This window comes from uncultured Sphingorhabdus sp., from assembly GCF_937872355.1.
GTDB lineage: Bacteria > Pseudomonadota > Alphaproteobacteria > Sphingomonadales > Sphingomonadaceae > Sphingorhabdus_B.
Genome location: NZ_CALMSV010000200.1, coordinates 1 through 16,114 on the forward strand (window position 1 = coordinate 1; position 16,114 = coordinate 16,114).

Consider the following 16,114-nt stretch of genomic DNA (forward strand, 5'->3'; position numbering starts at 1 on the left):
CGTTGCGCATGGCGTCAGAACCGGTGCGCGAACAGCCGATATTGTCGAGTTGGCAGGCGCTGCTCGACTATTTGCGGCTCGATATGGCGCATCTGACGATTGAGCGCGTGCGTGTACTTTATCTCAATTCAAAAAACATGCTGATCCGCGATGAGGTGGCCGGCGAAGGCTCGATAGACCAGGCCCCGATCTACACCCGTGAAATCATTCGTCGTTCGATCGACCTCGGCGCTGCCGCGATCATCCTGGTCCACAATCATCCGAGCGGCGACAGCGCGCCCAGTCGGCAGGACATTTCTATGACGCGCGAGATCATGGATGTCGGTAAACGCCTCGGCATTTCGGTTCACGATCATGTGATTGTCGGCAAGGACGGCTTTTCGAGCATGCGCAGCGCAGGATTGATCTAGACCGCAAATTAAGCGGCCGTCTTGTTTTTCAACTCCTGATTGGATCCGATGTACTAGGGCATCGCCAAGTCTATGCGTTGTTCATAGAAGATGTAAAATCGCGTTAGGTATCGTTGCAATCTCCCTACCCGGAATATGCTCCCTAGCGATCCCTACGCGCGCCTCCTCCTAGGTTTCTGGGTCGCAAGGAGGCGCGCAACCAAAACAGAAGCCTGACAAGGCTCATAGCAGTGCCTTCCTGCAAACACACCGGAGGTCTAACTTCAGATCGCCCCGCATAATCGGTTTGGCCGTTCCCAATCCGGCCAATTTCTATCCCTGCGGGGCGATCTGCATATCTGAATACAGCGCTTATCGACGCACTTTGCTAGCGTCTGCGATGTCGGTGAGCAGCGATCTGCGAAGCGTGGAGCCATCCTCAAAAATCAGATCGTCAATTTTCCAGGTGCCATCCTCATTCCTGAATCGGAATCGCAACGGCGCGCCCTGATCGCCCTCGGGGCCACGCCCCGGCGAAAAGACGATCGTGGCTTCAATTCCGCCTTTGGACCGCAACTTGTAATGCTGCGACAGCAATTTCGCAGTGGCGTTATCATTGTCCTGACACTGGCAGTACCAGTCAAAACCGTTGAGCCCGTAAAGCTCTTCGCTTTCCTGCATCAGACTGTCCCACCGCGCAATCTGGGCTGCGAGCGATTGGGTATAGGGTGGTTCATATCCGCTCGCAGCGGCCCCCGCCGCATTGTCGGGGGCATAACTGCCGTCCTCAGGCTCTTCCGGAATCGGCTGCGAGTAAGGCGCGTATATTTTCGCGACAATTTCCCGAACCGCGGCTTCATCTTGCGTCGCAGGCGATTTTGCGACTGCCGCGTGCAACGGCAGCGCGAAAGCTATCGATAGTATCGAAAGGGCGCGCGCCTTGGCAGCGCGCATGCTCAGTCGCCCTGGCCGGGATCGGGCGAGAAGAATTTCTCGAACTTGCCCTCGACTCCCTTGAAATCATCGGCATCGGCCGGGGTTTCGTGCTTGGTCGTGATATTCGGCCATTCCGCGCTGTACTGCGCATTCAGTTCCAGCCACTGCTCAAGACCGTTCTCGGTATCGGGCAGGATTGCTTCCGCCGGGCATTCAGGTTCGCATACGCCGCAGTCGATACATTCATTGGGATTGATGACGAGCATGTTCTCGCCTTCGTAGAAACAATCCACGGGGCAAACCTCGACGCAGTCCATATATTTGCATTTGATGCAGGCATCGGTGACGACGTAGGTCATTGCTCGGTTTCTCCCCTAGGCAGTTCGGTTTGTTATCCAACGCCTATTGTGCCTTTGGCGCGCAAGTCAACGGGGGAAATGTTCTGTGCCATCAAATTTCGGTGTAACAGGCCTGTGCTTCTGGCGCAGGACCGCGCCTTTGCGGGATCGAAAGCAGCCTTATGGCGACAGCACCCTGCCCGCGCGGCATGGTGATGGTATCACCCACCTTCACCTCAACACTGGGTTTTTCGACGCGATTGCCGTTGAGACGCACATGTCCCTCACCGATCAACGCTTGGGCAAGGCTGCGCGATTTGGAGAGGCGCAAATGCCAGAGCAACTTGTCTATCCGCAGCGACGTGCCAGCCAAGCCTAGCCGCCCATCTTTTCCTTTAGCGCTGCGAGTTGCAGCGCAAGCGCAGACGGAGCCTCATTTTTCGGCTTGGCCGGTGCTGCAGCCGGTTGCCTATTTTGCACCGGTTTGCCGCCCTTCTTTGGCTTGCGATCCTGCGGCTTTGCCGGGCGCGGGGCTGGCTTCGCCTTGCGAATACCCACCCAACGCCAAAAAGTCAGTTTTACCGGCTGATCAATGGTCGCGTCGGTTTTACCGGGCTCCGCCTCAGCGCCATTTTCTTCGGTTACTTCCTCCGAAACAGGCTCAGCAGCGAGCGCATTTTCCATTACCGCTTCTTCAACCGTGGCTTCGTTGGCAGGTTCATCCGTAACCAAAACTGCATCTGGTTCAGGAGCGTCGAAGGCTTCAACCGCATTTTCCGCGGCTTCTACATCCGTTGTTACTGCTTCAGGCGCGTCAGCGGCAATTGCAACCGAGAGTGATTCGATGCGCCGGAATCCCGCATCGCGCATCAACGCCTGAAGTCCCTCTTCGCTGAGGCCCAGCGAGGTAGCGAAGGCCATATCCATACCGAATTCCAGTTTCTCGCCGCGAGCTTCATGCGCTTTTTTGATGACGCGCTCAGCAAGGTCGATGCGGACATATTCGTTGCCAATCCGCCGATAGCCTGCATTGCGACAATCGGCGGCAGAAGCGAAGTTCCATTCTTTCAGATGGACGGCGCTTTCAGGCGGCAATTCGGGCATCGGTTTTTCGGTTTGCGCCGAAAAAAGCGCCGCACGCCAGCGCGTTGCGGCAGGTTTCAAGACCGCGTGATGATAAACATCGAGTGCCCCAAACACGATTCCTGCCTTACGCGCAGCTCCGCGTGCCTCCTTCGGCAAGGCGGTCAATGTATCGGCAAGGAACTGGCGTCCAGCGATCCCGCCAGCATCCGCCAGCCGCGCGGCCAGTGCACGCACCACGCCATCGGTCGCTGCATCGGCCGCCAATTGGTTCAGCGCGACAAGCCCGCCCATATGCTTGGCCAATTGTTCATGGATCCAGCCTTCGGCTTTTTCGGCAATGGCGCGCAGATCATCGCCTTCCAGACCCGCCACAGCACGGACGGGCTTGAACAGCGGCTGCAACAGGCTGCGCCCTTTGGCCAGGTGACCGAGCACCGCGCCATTCCACAGCAATGCCGGGCGTCCTTCCGTATCGCGCGTAAGCGAAAATTCCTGCCCTTCGGCCATTAATAGCGCCCTTACCTTGTCTTTCAGATATGCTGCCAGATGTCGTTCGGCTGCTGCAAGCAGCAATTTGCGTTCCCCGACTCGAGCCGTGGAATCTACGCGAAAGGAGAAGCCGTCAAGCTCGCCAATATGTTCGCCATCGACGAACACCTGATTTTCCGCGTCGACATGAACCGGCATCAGCGCGTCTTGCTTGCCGCCCTTGCGCATCAACATCGATGTCCGCCGGTCGACAAAGCGCTGGCGCAGTGCGTTGTGCAGCGCGTCCGATAGTTTTTCCTCCAGATGCCGAGCGCGCTCCGCCATGGCCGGCGGGTCTTCAACCCAATCGCCGCGATGTGCAACATAGGTCCATGTCCGCACAGCCGCGATCCGCGCCGAAATCGTGTCGACATCACCTTGGATGTTATCCAGCCGTGCCAATTCGCCAGCAATATAGCTGTGCGGCAAGGGGCCACCCTGCGCCATATGCTCCCACAAAGAGGCAACAAAGCGGCTGTGATGTTCAGCGCCGGTCTGGCGAAAATCGGGAAGGCTCGCGACCTCCCAAAGCCGCGTGACGCTTTTCGGACCAGACAGTCTCTGGGTCACCTGTGGCATATCGGCTAGGCGTTTGAGGACCGCCAAATCAATCGCCTCGGGCGCGGCGCGCAACGGCGGGCCGTCAGATTTCGCTTCCAGATCGGCGATCAGCTGGGCCAAGCTATCGAAACGCGGCTCTGCCTCGCGCCAATACATCCAGTCGAGCGCTGGGAATTGATGGCTTTCGATTGCCAGCACTTCTTCCGCAGTGAATTCCCCTGCTTCGCCTGCCACCGTCCCAAAGGTGCCATCGCGCTGGTGCCGCCCAGCCCGCCCCGCAATTTGCGCCATTTCGGCGATCGTTAGTCGCCTTGTCCGGTTGCCATCGAATTTTGATAATCCAGCAAAAGCAATGTGCTGCACATCTAAGTTCAGACCCATTCCAATTGCATCGGTGGCAACCAGATAGTCGACTTCACCTGACTGGAACATCTCAACTTGCGCGTTGCGGGTACGCGGAGACAGCGCCCCCATCACGACCGCTGCCCCACCGCGCAACCGGCGCAGCAGTTCGGCAACGGCATAAACTTGCTCCACCGAAAAGGCGACGATTGCAGAACGGGGCGGCAGACGGGACAGCTTTTTGGGTCCCGAATAGCTGAGCGTTGAAAAACGGGGTCTCGAAATGATTTCGGCATCAGGCAACAAGGCCCGCACCATCGGACGCAAGCTCTCGGAGCCGAGTATCATGGTCTCCTCGCGCCCGCGAACATGCAGCATCCGGTCAGTAAAGATATGCCCGCGTTCAGGGTCAGCCCCCAATTGCGCTTCGTCGAGCGCAGCAAAGGCGAATTGCCTCTCCACTGGCATCGATTCGGCCGTGCACAGATACCAGCGCGCGCCGGGCGGCTCGATCCGCTCTTCTCCGGTAATCAGCGCGACTTCCTTCGGCCCCTTGATAGCAACCACCCGGTCGTAAATCTCCCGCGCCAGCAAACGCAGCGGGAAGCCCATCACCCCACTCGAATGCGCGCAGAGCCGCTCGACGGCGAGGTGCGTCTTGCCGGTGTTGGTGGGCCCAAGCACGGCCATGACAGGAACTTTGGGGGAGGACATTATCGTGTGTGCCTAACAGCCGCCTTCCCGCGCGGCTAGACCGGATTTAGGTTGTTCCGCTCGGCTCGCCTTAAATAGTTGCAACTAAAATCTTTGCAGGGCATTTGCGATTGCATGAGCAACCTCCCTACCCTTGATTTCGCGCTTGGCGAAAATGCGGAGATGATCCGCGAAACCACCTATCGCTTCTCCACCGACAAGATCGCGCCGCTGGCCGCAAAAATCGACGCGGATGACTGGTTTCCGCGCGAGGAATTGTGGTCCGCGATGGGCGAACTCGGCCTGCACGGCATCACTGTCGAGGAAGAAGATGGTGGCCTAGGCCTCGGTTATCTGGAGCATGTCGTCGCGGTCGAGGAAGTCAGCCGTGCTTCCGCCTCAATCGGCCTTTCCTACGGCGCGCATTCCAACCTGTGCGTCAACCAGATCCGCCGATGGGCAAACCCCGAGCAGAAGGCGAAATATCTGCCCAAGCTGGTCTCCGGCGAACATGTCGGCAGCCTTGCCATGTCAGAAGCTGGCGCGGGATCGGACGTTGTTTCGATGAAGCTGAAGGCTGACAGCGTTCAGGGTGGGTTCGTACTCAATGGCACCAAATATTGGATCACCAATGCGCCATATGCCGATACTTTGGTGGTCTATGCCAAGACCTCCCCCGACGCGGGATCGCGCGGCATCACCGCATTCCTGATAGAAAAAGGCGATGAAGGTTTCAGCATCGGCCAGAAGATCGACAAGGTCGGGATGCGCGGCTCGCCAACGGCAGAGCTGGTGTTCAACGATTGCTTCATCCCCGAAGACCGCATCATGGGGCCGCTGCACGGCGGTGTCGGCGTGTTGATGAGCGGGCTCGATTATGAACGCGTCGTGCTCGCCGGATTGCAGCTCGGCGTAATGCAGGCCTGCCTCGACGTCGTCCTGCCCTATGTCCGCGAACGCAAGCAATTCGGCAAGGCGATCGGTAGTTTCCAGCTGATGCAGGCTAAGGTCGCCGACATGTATGTCGCGCTCAATTCAGCGCGTAGCTATGTCTATAATGTCGCCCGCGCGTGCGATGCGGGGCAGACCACGCGTTTCGACGCAGCGGGCGCGATCCTGCTCGCGAGCGAAAGCGCGGTGAAGGTGGCTGGCGAAGCGATCCAGGCGCTGGGCGGTGCAGGCTATACCAAGGATTGGCCCGTCGAGCGTTACTGGCGGGATGCCAAGTTGCTCGATATCGGCGCGGGCACCAACGAAATCCGCCGGATGCTGATTGGGCGGGAACTGATCGGGGCTGCATGACGTCCCGCCCCGTCCTCGGCATTATCGCATGCAACCGCATAGTCGGCACCGAGCCGGCGCAAGCGGTGATGGAGCGCTATATTCGCGCCGCGATGACCTATGCCGATGTGGCGGCGTTGATTGTACCCTCACTGCCGGATTTGATGACGGCTGCCGAAGTTGCACCGCGTCTCGATGGCATATTGCTCACTGGCAGCCCATCCAATGTCGCCACCGCACGTTATGGGGAAGATGGCGGTGAAGGACCATTCGATGAGAGGCGTGACGAAATCGCGCTGTCGATGGTCGACCGGATGATCGACCTCAAAAAGCCGGTATTCGGGATTTGCCGGGGCTTTCAGGAAATCAATGTCGCGCTTGGCGGCACGCTGCGCCGCGATACCAGCGCGAGTGAAGAGTTGATCCGGCATCATGCTCCTGATGGCGTATCGTTCGATGCAATGTTCGACCACCGCCATCCGGTTGAACTTGCCAAGGGCGGCATACTCGCCAGCGCTTATGCAAAACCCGCGCTCGACGTGAATTCGGTGCATTATCAAGGCATCGGTAAATTGGCCGATGGCCTCGCCGTCGAAGCCCGCGCGCCCGATGGCCTGGTCGAAGCCTATAGCGCCCGTCCCAATGGCGCACCGCTGCTCGCTGTGCAGTGGCACCCCGAATGGGGCACCGAAAATGATCCGGACTCGCAGACCTATTTTCACCTGCTCGGAAAGGCGTTAAGAGGCGAGTTATGAACCGGTGCATCACCCGTTATAACCGCTACCAAGCGCGAATAGGCTTTTCGCCCTAGTTTCCATTTGAATCACGCAGAGGCGCAGGGGACGCAGAGCTTTGTGCTCGCGACTGCCGTTTCAAGCCTCTGCGTTCTCTGCGCACCTGCGTGAATATATTCAAAAGGATCAAGATATGCCCCGCAATTACGACATCGCCGAACTCCGCCGCCTCGATGTGGCCCACCACCTTCCTGCCCAAGCCGACTGGCAGGAAATCGAAAATCTGGGCGGCAGCCGCATCATCACCCATGCCGAGGGCTGCTACATCCATGATGGCGACGGCAACCGCATCCTCGACGGCATGGCAGGCCTGTGGTGCGTCAATGTCGGCTATGGGCGCGACGAGCTGGCGGATGTCGCTGCCGAGCAGATGCGCGAGCTGCCTTATTACAACAGCTTCTTCAAGACCGCGAACCCGCCAACCGTGCTGCTTGCGCACAAGATTGCGGGCCTGACGCAAAACCGCCTGCCGCATGTCTTCTTCAACAGCTCGGGCAGCGAAGCCAATGACACTGTCTTCCGGCTTGTGCGCCAATATTGGAAGCTGAAAGGCGAACCCAAGCGCAAGACCTTTATCAGCCGCTGGAACGCCTATCATGGTTCGACCGTCGCTGGCGTGTCACTCGGCGGGATGAAGGCGATGCACCCGATTGGCGACCTGCCGATCCCGGGCGTCGAGCATGTCCGCCAGCCTTACCAGTATAACGAAGGCCGCGACATGACGCCCGAGGCGTTCGGTACGGCCTGCGCAGAAGCGATCGAAGCCAAAATCCTTGAAGTCGGCCCTGAAAATGTCGCCGCGTTCATTGGTGAGCCGGTGCAAGGCGCAGGCGGCGTGATCATCCCGCCCGCAAATTACTGGCCGCAGGTCGAAGCGATCTGCCGCAAATATGGCATCCTGCTGATCTGCGACGAGGTGATCTGCGGATTTGGTCGCACCGGCAATATGTGGGGCCATGAAACAATGGGAGTGAAGCCCGACATCATCGGGTTGGCCAAGGGCCTTTCGAGCGGATACCTGCCGATTTCCGCCGTTGCCGTGTCCAATGAGATTATCAAAGTGATGAAAACCGGCGGCGATTTCGTCCACGGTTACACCTATTCGGGCCACCCCGTTTCAGCGGCCGTTGCACTCCGCAATATTGAAATCATGGAACGCGAAGGGCTGGTCGATAAGGTCAAGAACGAAACCGGCCCCTATCTGGCAAAGGCGCTTGCGACACTCAACGACCACCCGTTGGTCGGCGAAGCACGTTCGGTCGGCCTATTGGGCGCGGTCGAAATCGTTGCCGACAAGGCGACCGGTGCGCGCTTTGGCGGCGCCGAAGGAACCGCCGGACCGATGGTGCGCGACATCTGCATTGCCAACGGCCTGATGGTGCGCGGCATCCGCGACAGCATCGTCATGTGCCCGCCGCTGATCATCTCGAATGATCAAATCGACGAACTGGTCGGCATCATCCACAAGTCGCTCGACAAGGCAGAACCGTTGCTGCGCGCACTCTGAAGGGTTGACGTCCATGCCCACCTGATTCATTTAGGTGGGCATGACCGACACCCCCGAAGACACTCCGCCCGACAACGAAACCATGCGCGAAGTGAAGCGTGCGAAAGCGCGCAAGGAAGCCGCAGAGGAAAAAGGCGGAATCGGCTGGAAGACCGCTGCCGGTATCGGCATCGGCTCGGCCGCGCTCGCCGCTGCGTTGATTTACGCGAACAAGGCGCGCAAGAAAGACAGCGAGCAGGATTAAGTGCGCTGGACTTTTCCGGCGCTTCGCCTACCGCTGCAGGCAATGACCAAATCCTTTCAATTCGCAGTGCTCGGCGCTGTATCCGCAGCCGCATTGCTGGCCATCTCTGCCCTTCCCGCTTCAGCGGCTACACTAGCGCCCGCCAAGCCGGAACTCACTTGCAAGGTCAAGACTCCAGAGGGGCTGTCCTACACCGTGATCACGGCGGGCAAAGGCGAAAAGCCGGGGCCGGACTCCAAGGTCGAAGTCAACTATTCGGGACGACTGGCATCTGACGGCAGCGAATTTGACTCGGGCGAAGGCGCGAAATTCAAGGTCAGCGGCGTCATCGCGGGCTTTGCTCAGGGACTGAAGCTGATGCAGCCCGGCGGAAAATACCGCCTCTGCATTCCTTCCGCGCTGGGATACGGCCCCGAAGGCGGCGATCCGATCCCACCCAATGCCGATCTGGTGTTCGAGGTTGAACTTTTGTCCTTCACCACCCCGCCGCCCAAACCCGTCATTGCATCAGCGGACAGAGTGTGCGCGCAAAGCACAACTTCGGGCCTGGGCTATTCAATCGTAACAGCAGGGTCCGGACGGACACCCACGGACGCCGATATGGCTTTGGTCGATTTCACACTGTTCGACGCGGAAAGTGGTGTTGTGCAGGAAAAGCGCGAATGGGAGAAAATCCCGCTGGCGATGGCTACCCCGCTGTTCGCCGAAGCACTCAAAATGATGCCAAGCGGATCAACCTATCGTTTCTGCATGCCAAAGCCTGATGGCACAATGGGCGCGCCGCAATCTGGTACCAACATCATAGTCACGTTGATCGATGTTCGGCCTGCACCACCAGCAGAAGATTGAGCTCAGCTGAGCAGCACCACGGGACTATCCGCGCGCCAGTGCATGCTCACACGGTCATCCCAGGTGAAATCTTCCTGATCGTGGCGTGACAGATTGGGTCGCGAGACGCGGATCATCTCTCCGCTATCCAGTTTGATTTCATAGAGGGTGATGTCGCCCAGATAGCTCATGCCCTTGATCACACCGCGTGCGAAATTGTGACCATCGGGCGCGTCCTGCGCCGCGGCACGCACGGCTTTACCTTCGCCGGGCACATGCAGATAGATCTTCTCGGGGCGTAGAGCGACCCATACATCGGCACCATGCGGGCCGGTAACGCCGTGGTTCAGATACACCTTGCCGATGCCGGGGCAATCGACTGCCGCCTTATCAGGCTCGTCCAAGGTCAGCTTGCCCTCGAAAATATTCACCGAACCAACAAAGTCGGCGACGAAGCGGTTGGCGGGGAATTCGTAGAGATCAGACGGGCCTGCCAGCTGCGCGACCTCCCCCTTGTTGATCACCGCAATGCGGCTCGCCATTGACAGCGCCTCGTCCTGATCATGGGTTACCGTAACAAAGGTGATGCCCACCTGATCCTGCAAGTCGGACAACTCAAACTGCATCTGTGCGCGCAGCTTGGCGTCAAGCGCCGAGAGCGGCTCATCGAGCAGCAGCACCTTGGGCCGCATCACCAGACTGCGGGCGAGCGCCACGCGCTGGCGTTGCCCGCCCGACATCTGATCGGGCATGCGATCCTCAAAGCCACCGAGCTTGACCAGCTCAAGCGCCTCACGCACCCGTTCCTCGCGCTCGCCACGCCCGACACCACGAATCTTCAGACCATAAGCAACATTGTCGGCCACCGACATGTGCGGGAACACCGCGTAGCTCTGGAACACCATGTTCACCGGTCGTTTGTTCGGCGGTACATCGCTGACATCAACGCCGTCGATGATGATCTGGCCCTCGGTCGGCAATTCGAACCCGGCGATCATGCGCAAAAGCGTCGTCTTGCCACAGCCCGAAGGGCCCAGAAGCACGAAGAATTCGCCCGCCATGATATCGAGATTGACGTTATCGACCGCAGTCACCTTGCCAAAGCGTTTGGAGACGTTGCGTATCTGGATGATGGGTTGTGGGTCGGACATATCAATGGGATTCCGCAATGGCTTTCACACCCTGCAACTTGAGCGCTACAGCGGTGAGAACGATAGTGAGAATGATGAGGATGGTCGAAGCCGCATTGACCTCTGGCGTGACCGAGAAGCGGACCATCGAATAGACCTTCACCGGGAAGGTAATCGTATCAGGACCGCTGGTGAAGAAGGTGATCACGAAATCATCGAGGCTGAGCGAGAAGGAGAGCAGCGCCCCCGCAATCAGGCCCGGCTTCATGTGCGGCAGCAATATGTCGCGGAAGGTCTGCCATTCGGAAGCGCCAAGATCCTTCGCCGCCTCTTCCTCCTCCTTGTTGAAACTTTCCAGCCGCGATCGGACAACCATGGCGACAAAGGGGAAGCAGAAAGTAATATGCGCGATGGTAATCGCCGACAGGTTCAAAGGCCAAGGCAGATCGGTGGGCCATTCGATCTTGGCGAAGAAGATCAGGAAAGCGACGCCCAGGCAGATTTCTGGAACGATGATCGGCAGCGACATGGTGCCTTCGACCACACCCTTGAACGGAAAGCGAAAGCGCCAGAGCATCACCGCTGCCAATGCACCAAGGACAAGGCTGAACACCGTTGCCAGCCCGGCGATGGTCAGCGAATTGACCATCGCCTCAACGAGCGAATCGTTGTTCATCGCCTTTTCGTAATATTTGAGCGTAAAGCCCTTCCACACGACGTTGCGTTTGCTGTCGTTGAAGCTGAAAATCATCAGGATAAGCAGCGGCGCGTACAGGAAGAACATGGTTGCGCCGACCCAGCCGCGCATCCAAGTCTTGCGGGTATATTCGAGCGGCGCGACCGGCGTGCGGTTGAACAAGGCCATCAGTGCGCCTCCCTGCCCTTGTCGCGCCGCATCGATTGCAGCGCGATCAGAACGAACATCGCGTAGATCAGAAGGAAGGATAGTGCCGCGCCAAAGGGCCAATCGTTGGCCCGCTTGAACTGGCGTTCGATCACATTGGCGATCATCTGGCTTTCGGTGCCGCCCATCAGATCGGGCGTCAGATAGGCCCCCAGTGCCGGGATCAGCGTGATCATCACACCCGCCAAGATGCCCGGTCCGGCCAGCGGCACGACGATCTTCATCAACGTGCGCAAATGCCCTGCCCCCAGATCAAGGCTGGCCTCAATCAGCGATTTGTCGAGCCGGTCGAGCGCGGCGTAGAGGGGCAAAACCATGAATGGCAGGTGGACATAAACGAGCCCGAGCACCACGGCGAAATTGTTGTAGAGCAACTGAACCGGCGTCCATGCCTCCAGCGGCTGCATCCCCACTAAGGTGCGCAGCCAGCTTGCCCCCTCCCACAACGCCCCCAACCCTTTGTTGGCGTAGCCATTGGTACCCATCAGCATCATCAGCGCATAAGTGCGGATTAACAGGTTGGTCCAGAAGGGCAACATGATGCCGAGAAGCAACCATGGCCGCCATTTGGCCGAGGCGAAGGTTATCGCCATCGCCACGGGAAAGCCGATGATGAGGCAAATCAGAGTGACAAGCGCAGCGACCGCAAGCGATTTCAGGAATATTGAGAGATACAACCACTCGGTCGCACGCTTGTAGTTTTCAAGCGTCCCCGAAATTGCGATATCGGCTGGTCCGGCGTTCTCGCCAAAGCTGTACAGCCAGACGATCGCCATCGGTATAAGGAAGAAAAGCAACAGCCAGAACAGCGGCGCGCCCGCAATCGCTGCGAACGGCCGCTTATGCTGTTTCCAATCCTGTAGCCCCCCTGCCACGGATCAGGCGGCCCGCACGCGGGTGAAGGCCTCCTCATATTTCGCCTGAAGTTCAGGGTTGAACTTCGCATATTCGCATTTGGCGAGGATGTCTGCGGGCGGGAAGATGACCGGATTATTCTTGTAATCATCGGGCATCAACGCCTTGGCGGCGTTGTTTGGTGTCGGGTAAAGGATCGTTTCGGTGATCTTCTTGCCTGCCTCTGCATCGAGCAGATAGTTGATGAAGGCATGCGCGTTCTTCGGGCGCGGCGCGCCTTTGGGAATGCACAGATTGTCCGAATTTAGCTGGCTGCCTTCCTTCGGGATGACAAAGCCGATATCCTCGTCCTCGACCATCGCCTGCGCGATATCGCCATTATATTCGAGGACGACGTCTACCTCACCCTTGAGCAATAGGTCTTGGCCATTATCCTCATGGAAGGCCTTGATATTCGGCTTCTGCTTGATCATCATGGCTTCGATGGTCTTGATGTCGGCTTCGGTGATCGCATTCACCGATTTGCCGAGATATTTTGCATAGAGGCGGAACATGTCACCCGCTTCGGAAAGCACCGCAATGCGGCCTTTATACTCGTCGCTGTCGAACAGCACTTTCCAGCTGTCGGGCGTGCCCTTCACCTTCGACTTGCGATAGCCGATGCCAAGCGACAGCCAGGTGTAGGGCATCGAATATTTGCGCTTCGGATCGTAAGGCACATCCTTGAATTCCGGCGCGATATTCTTTTCGAAATTGGGGATCTGCGCAAAATCGAGCGGCATCAGCATATCGGCAGCGGCCATGCGTTCGACAAAGTCGTTCGACGGCACGATCACGTCATAGCCCTGATTACCGGCCTTCAGCTTGGCGAACAGCTCGTCATTGCTGGCAAACAGCGTCATATTGACATCAACGCCGCTCGCGCCCTTGAAATCCTCAAGCGTGGTTTCGCCGATATAAGTGTCCCAGTTGTAGAAGTTGAGCTTGCCCTCTTCGCCATTGGCGAGCTTCTTCGCTTCCTTCTCACCGCAGCCTGCGAGTGCCCCCGTGAAGGTCAATCCTACAGCCGCAACCCCCATGCCCTTGAGCAGCGAACGACGGTTCTGTGCGTTATCGAGAAGTGTCTTGAAATCCATGGCTTTGCTCCACCTTTTTTTTGCGTTCCCTCGATTCCCGAGACTGACGCAAAACCGACGAATTTCAAAGCATTTTTTTGGGTTCAGCGCGACCTGACACGTTTGTATGCTTCTGCGACCAATTCGGCTACTTCCGGCAGGTATCGAGGGTACTCGGACTTCTCAAAATCTACGCTTCGACCGGAAATGACAGAGTCGTTCTTGATCTCATCCGGAAGCACGGCTCGCGCGGCCGCATTTGGAGTAGGGTAAAGGATTGTTTCAGTCACTTTGCGTCCCGCGTCTGCACTCAGCATAAAGTTGATGAAATTGTGAGCGAGCAATGGATTAGGCGCATTTACGGGAATGCAAAGTGTATCTACCGTCAACGCCGTTCCCTCGTAGGGTATGAAGAACCCAAGATCGCTGTCTTCGGAAATTGCATTGGCCATGTCACCATTATACTCGATTGCCAGATCGATTTTTCCTTTAAGCAGAAGATCTTGGCCGTCATCATCATGGAATAGTTTGACGTTGCCTCGGCTTGCTTGCATTTTCTGTTCGATCAACTCGATATCCGTCGCAGTCAGACCGTTCAGCGGTATGCCGAGATATTTTGCATACAGTCGAAACATCGCGTCGGCATCGCTCATCCAACCAACGCGCCCCTTGAATCTGTCATCATCCAACACGGATTTCCAACTATTTTCGATGTTGCCAACCTTTGATTTTCGATAGCCGACACCCAAAGCGAGAAACGTGTAAGGTACCGTAAAACGGTTATGAGGATCGTAGCTCGGATTACGAAATACCGGGTCGATATTTGACAAGTTCGGAATCAACGAACTTTCAAGTGGATAGAGCAATTTCTCCTTGATCATTCTTTCAGCAAAATCATGACTTGGTACGATCACGTCGTATCGCGACGGACTGGCCCTCATTTTGCGCAACAGTTCGTCATTGGTCTCGAACAACAATTGCTCAACATGAATCCCGCTTATTTCCTTAAAGTCCTCAAGCGTTGTTTCACCAATGTATGTGTCCCAATTATATAGGGTCAGACTCTGTTCCGCGTCCTGATTATCGCGTGCCAGCGCGCTTTGCCCGAACGAAAGGCCAATGGCCGTTAGCCCCGATGCCTGCAAAAACGACCTTCTATCACGCATTCCGCAAATACCAGTCATAATCGAGCCGCGGCACTTCGCTGAAATAGCGGTCCTGCTCGACGCGTTTGACGATCGAATACATGTCGACAAAGCGCTCGCCCAGATAGTCGCGCATGACGCTGGAGGCGTGGAAGCGATCGACCGCGGCGAACCAGTTGCTGGGCGGTTTGTCGTCGCCCGAAGAGTCGCGATCATAGCCATTGCCGACGACAGCCGGGCCGGGATCGGTCTGGTTCACCATGCCGTGATGCATGCCTGCCAGTACCGCTGCAACTGCCAGATAAGGATTGGCATCGGCCCCGCAGGCGCGGTGTTCGACATGGCGGGTTTTGGGTGCGCCTGCCGGAATGCGAAAGGAAACGGTGCGGTTGTTGACGCCCCATGTCGGTGCGACGGGCGCATAGCTGTTTGCCTTGAACCGGCGATAGCTGTTGGCATTGGGCGCGAAGAGCGCGAAGCTATCCCCCACATTAGCGATCATCCCGCCAATGGCGTGGCGCAGCGCGTCGGTGCCTTCGGGATCCTCGCTGGCGAAGATATTGTTGCCATCGGCATCGTTGACCGAAACGTGGATGTGCATGCCGGACCCCGCCTGATCGGCAAAGGGTTTCGCCATGAAGGTGGCTTCGAGGCCGTGACGCTGCGCGGCGGCTTTCACCACACGCTTATACATGATCGCATCGTCGCAGGCGCGCAGCACATCGGGTTTGTAGCACAAGGTGAGTTCGAACTGCCCCGGCGCAAACTCCGAAATCGCGCTTTCGAGCGGCAAGCCCTGTACATCGCAAAAGGCATAGAGATCATCAAGAAAAGGCCGGAAATCGTCCAGTTCGCGAAGGCCATAGACCTCGACATTGCGCGGGCGATCCTTGCTATAGGCGGGCGCTGCCGGACGCACCATGCCATCGCGCGTGCGTTTTGGATCGACCAGATAGAATTCGAGCTCAACGGCAACCGCTGGCACCAAACCCTGTTCGGCATAGCGATCAACCACCCGCCCCAACACGTGGCGCGGGTCAAGATCGTGCGGGGTGCCATCAAGTTCGTAAAAATCGACAAGGAACTGCGCAGCATTCTCCCCTGCCCAGGGGGTTTTCACCAACGTGCCCGACACCGGCTTCATCGAGCGGTCGGCATCACCATCTTCCCAGACGAGGCCGGTCTCGACCGTATCCTGACCGGTAATGTCGACAACAGTGATTGAGCCAGGGAACATCCGACCAGTTTCGTAAACCGCAAGCACCTCATGCTGGCGCAGCCGCTTTCCCCGCGGAACGCCGCCAAAATCGGTGTAAATCATCTCAACCGAGTCGATGTGCGGATTGGCGGCGAAAAAGGCTTCAGCTTCGCTCTTCGGTGCGATGACCGCCGAGGATTTGGGATGGCTGCTCAATCTATTTACTCCAGAAATTCGGTA

General features: G+C 57.7%; 16 protein-coding genes. 6 read left to right on the forward strand and 10 right to left on the reverse strand.

Going from position 1 to position 16,114, the window contains the following annotated elements:
- A partial coding sequence (locus tag Q0239_RS13175; protein WP_298603607.1) for a RadC family protein occupies positions 1-410 on the forward strand: 410 nt, incomplete at its 5' end.
- 351 nt (positions 411-761) lie between these two features.
- Here the strand turns inward: Q0239_RS13175 and Q0239_RS13180 are convergent.
- From Q0239_RS13180 to Q0239_RS13195, 4 genes are all read right to left on the reverse strand, one after another.
- A complete protein-coding gene (locus Q0239_RS13180) occupies positions 762-1,343 on the reverse strand; it encodes a hypothetical protein (RefSeq protein WP_298603609.1) in 582 nt (193 codons plus the stop codon).
- A 2-nt stretch (positions 1,344-1,345) separates the two neighbouring features.
- Positions 1,346-1,684, reverse strand: coding sequence for a ferredoxin FdxA (gene fdxA / locus Q0239_RS13185; RefSeq protein ID WP_298603611.1), 339 nt, complete (start codon positions 1,682-1,684; stop codon positions 1,346-1,348).
- A gap of 91 nt (positions 1,685-1,775) precedes the next feature.
- Entirely contained in the window at positions 1,776-2,036 is a 261-nt protein-coding gene (locus Q0239_RS13190) for an RNA-binding S4 domain-containing protein (RefSeq protein WP_298603613.1), read from the reverse strand.
- A 2-nt stretch (positions 2,037-2,038) separates the two neighbouring features.
- Positions 2,039-4,894 (reverse strand): helicase-related protein, encoded by a 2,856-nt coding sequence (locus Q0239_RS13195; RefSeq protein WP_298603615.1) that lies wholly within the window; start codon positions 4,892-4,894, stop codon positions 2,039-2,041.
- Positions 4,895-5,008: 114 nt separating this feature from the next.
- Here Q0239_RS13195 and Q0239_RS13200 point away from each other — a divergent pair, with 114 nt between their 5' ends.
- From Q0239_RS13200 to Q0239_RS13220, 5 genes are all read left to right on the forward strand, one after another.
- On the forward strand, positions 5,009-6,175 hold the full coding sequence (locus Q0239_RS13200; protein WP_298603617.1) for an isovaleryl-CoA dehydrogenase: 1,167 nt from the start codon (positions 5,009-5,011) through the stop codon (positions 6,173-6,175).
- On the forward strand, positions 6,172-6,909 hold the full coding sequence (locus Q0239_RS13205) for a gamma-glutamyl-gamma-aminobutyrate hydrolase family protein (protein ID WP_298603619.1): 738 nt from the start codon (positions 6,172-6,174) through the stop codon (positions 6,907-6,909). The genes Q0239_RS13200 and Q0239_RS13205 overlap by 4 nt, the downstream gene beginning before the upstream one ends.
- 172 nt (positions 6,910-7,081) lie before the next feature.
- A complete protein-coding gene (locus Q0239_RS13210; RefSeq protein ID WP_298603621.1) occupies positions 7,082-8,455 on the forward strand; it encodes an aspartate aminotransferase family protein in 1,374 nt (457 codons plus the stop codon).
- A 40-nt stretch (positions 8,456-8,495) separates the two neighbouring features.
- Complete coding sequence (locus Q0239_RS13215) at positions 8,496-8,699, forward strand: hypothetical protein (RefSeq protein WP_298603623.1); 204 nt, start codon at positions 8,496-8,498, stop codon at positions 8,697-8,699.
- Positions 8,700-8,741: 42 nt separating this feature from the next.
- Positions 8,742-9,548, forward strand: a complete 807-nt coding sequence (locus Q0239_RS13220; protein WP_298603625.1) for an FKBP-type peptidyl-prolyl cis-trans isomerase — start codon at positions 8,742-8,744, stop codon at positions 9,546-9,548.
- A 2-nt stretch (positions 9,549-9,550) separates the two neighbouring features.
- Here the strand turns inward: Q0239_RS13220 and Q0239_RS13225 are convergent, their stop codons facing one another.
- The 6 genes from Q0239_RS13225 to Q0239_RS13250 form a co-directional block, all read right to left on the reverse strand.
- Positions 9,551-10,678 carry an ABC transporter ATP-binding protein gene (locus tag Q0239_RS13225; protein WP_298603627.1) on the reverse strand — a complete coding sequence of 376 codons (1,128 nt, stop codon included), beginning with the start codon at positions 10,676-10,678 and terminating at the stop codon, positions 9,551-9,553.
- Between the two features lies 1 nt (position 10,679).
- Entirely contained in the window at positions 10,680-11,522 is an 843-nt protein-coding gene (locus tag Q0239_RS13230; protein WP_298603629.1) for an ABC transporter permease, read from the reverse strand.
- Complete coding sequence (locus Q0239_RS13235) at positions 11,522-12,436, reverse strand: ABC transporter permease (RefSeq protein WP_298603631.1); 915 nt, start codon at positions 12,434-12,436, stop codon at positions 11,522-11,524. Before Q0239_RS13235 ends, Q0239_RS13230 begins: the two co-directional genes overlap by 1 nt.
- 3 nt (positions 12,437-12,439) lie before the next feature.
- The gene (locus Q0239_RS13240; protein WP_298603633.1) at positions 12,440-13,552 is read right to left on the reverse strand and encodes a PotD/PotF family extracellular solute-binding protein; all 1,113 of its coding nucleotides are present in this window, start codon (positions 13,550-13,552) and stop codon (positions 12,440-12,442) included.
- Between the two features lie 83 nt (positions 13,553-13,635).
- Positions 13,636-14,676, reverse strand: coding sequence for a PotD/PotF family extracellular solute-binding protein (locus Q0239_RS13245; RefSeq protein ID WP_298603635.1), 1,041 nt, complete (start codon positions 14,674-14,676; stop codon positions 13,636-13,638).
- A 13-nt stretch (positions 14,677-14,689) separates the two neighbouring features.
- Complete coding sequence (locus Q0239_RS13250) at positions 14,690-16,108, reverse strand: glutamine synthetase family protein (RefSeq protein ID WP_298603637.1); 1,419 nt, start codon at positions 16,106-16,108, stop codon at positions 14,690-14,692.
- Positions 16,109-16,114: the final 6 nt, after the last annotated feature.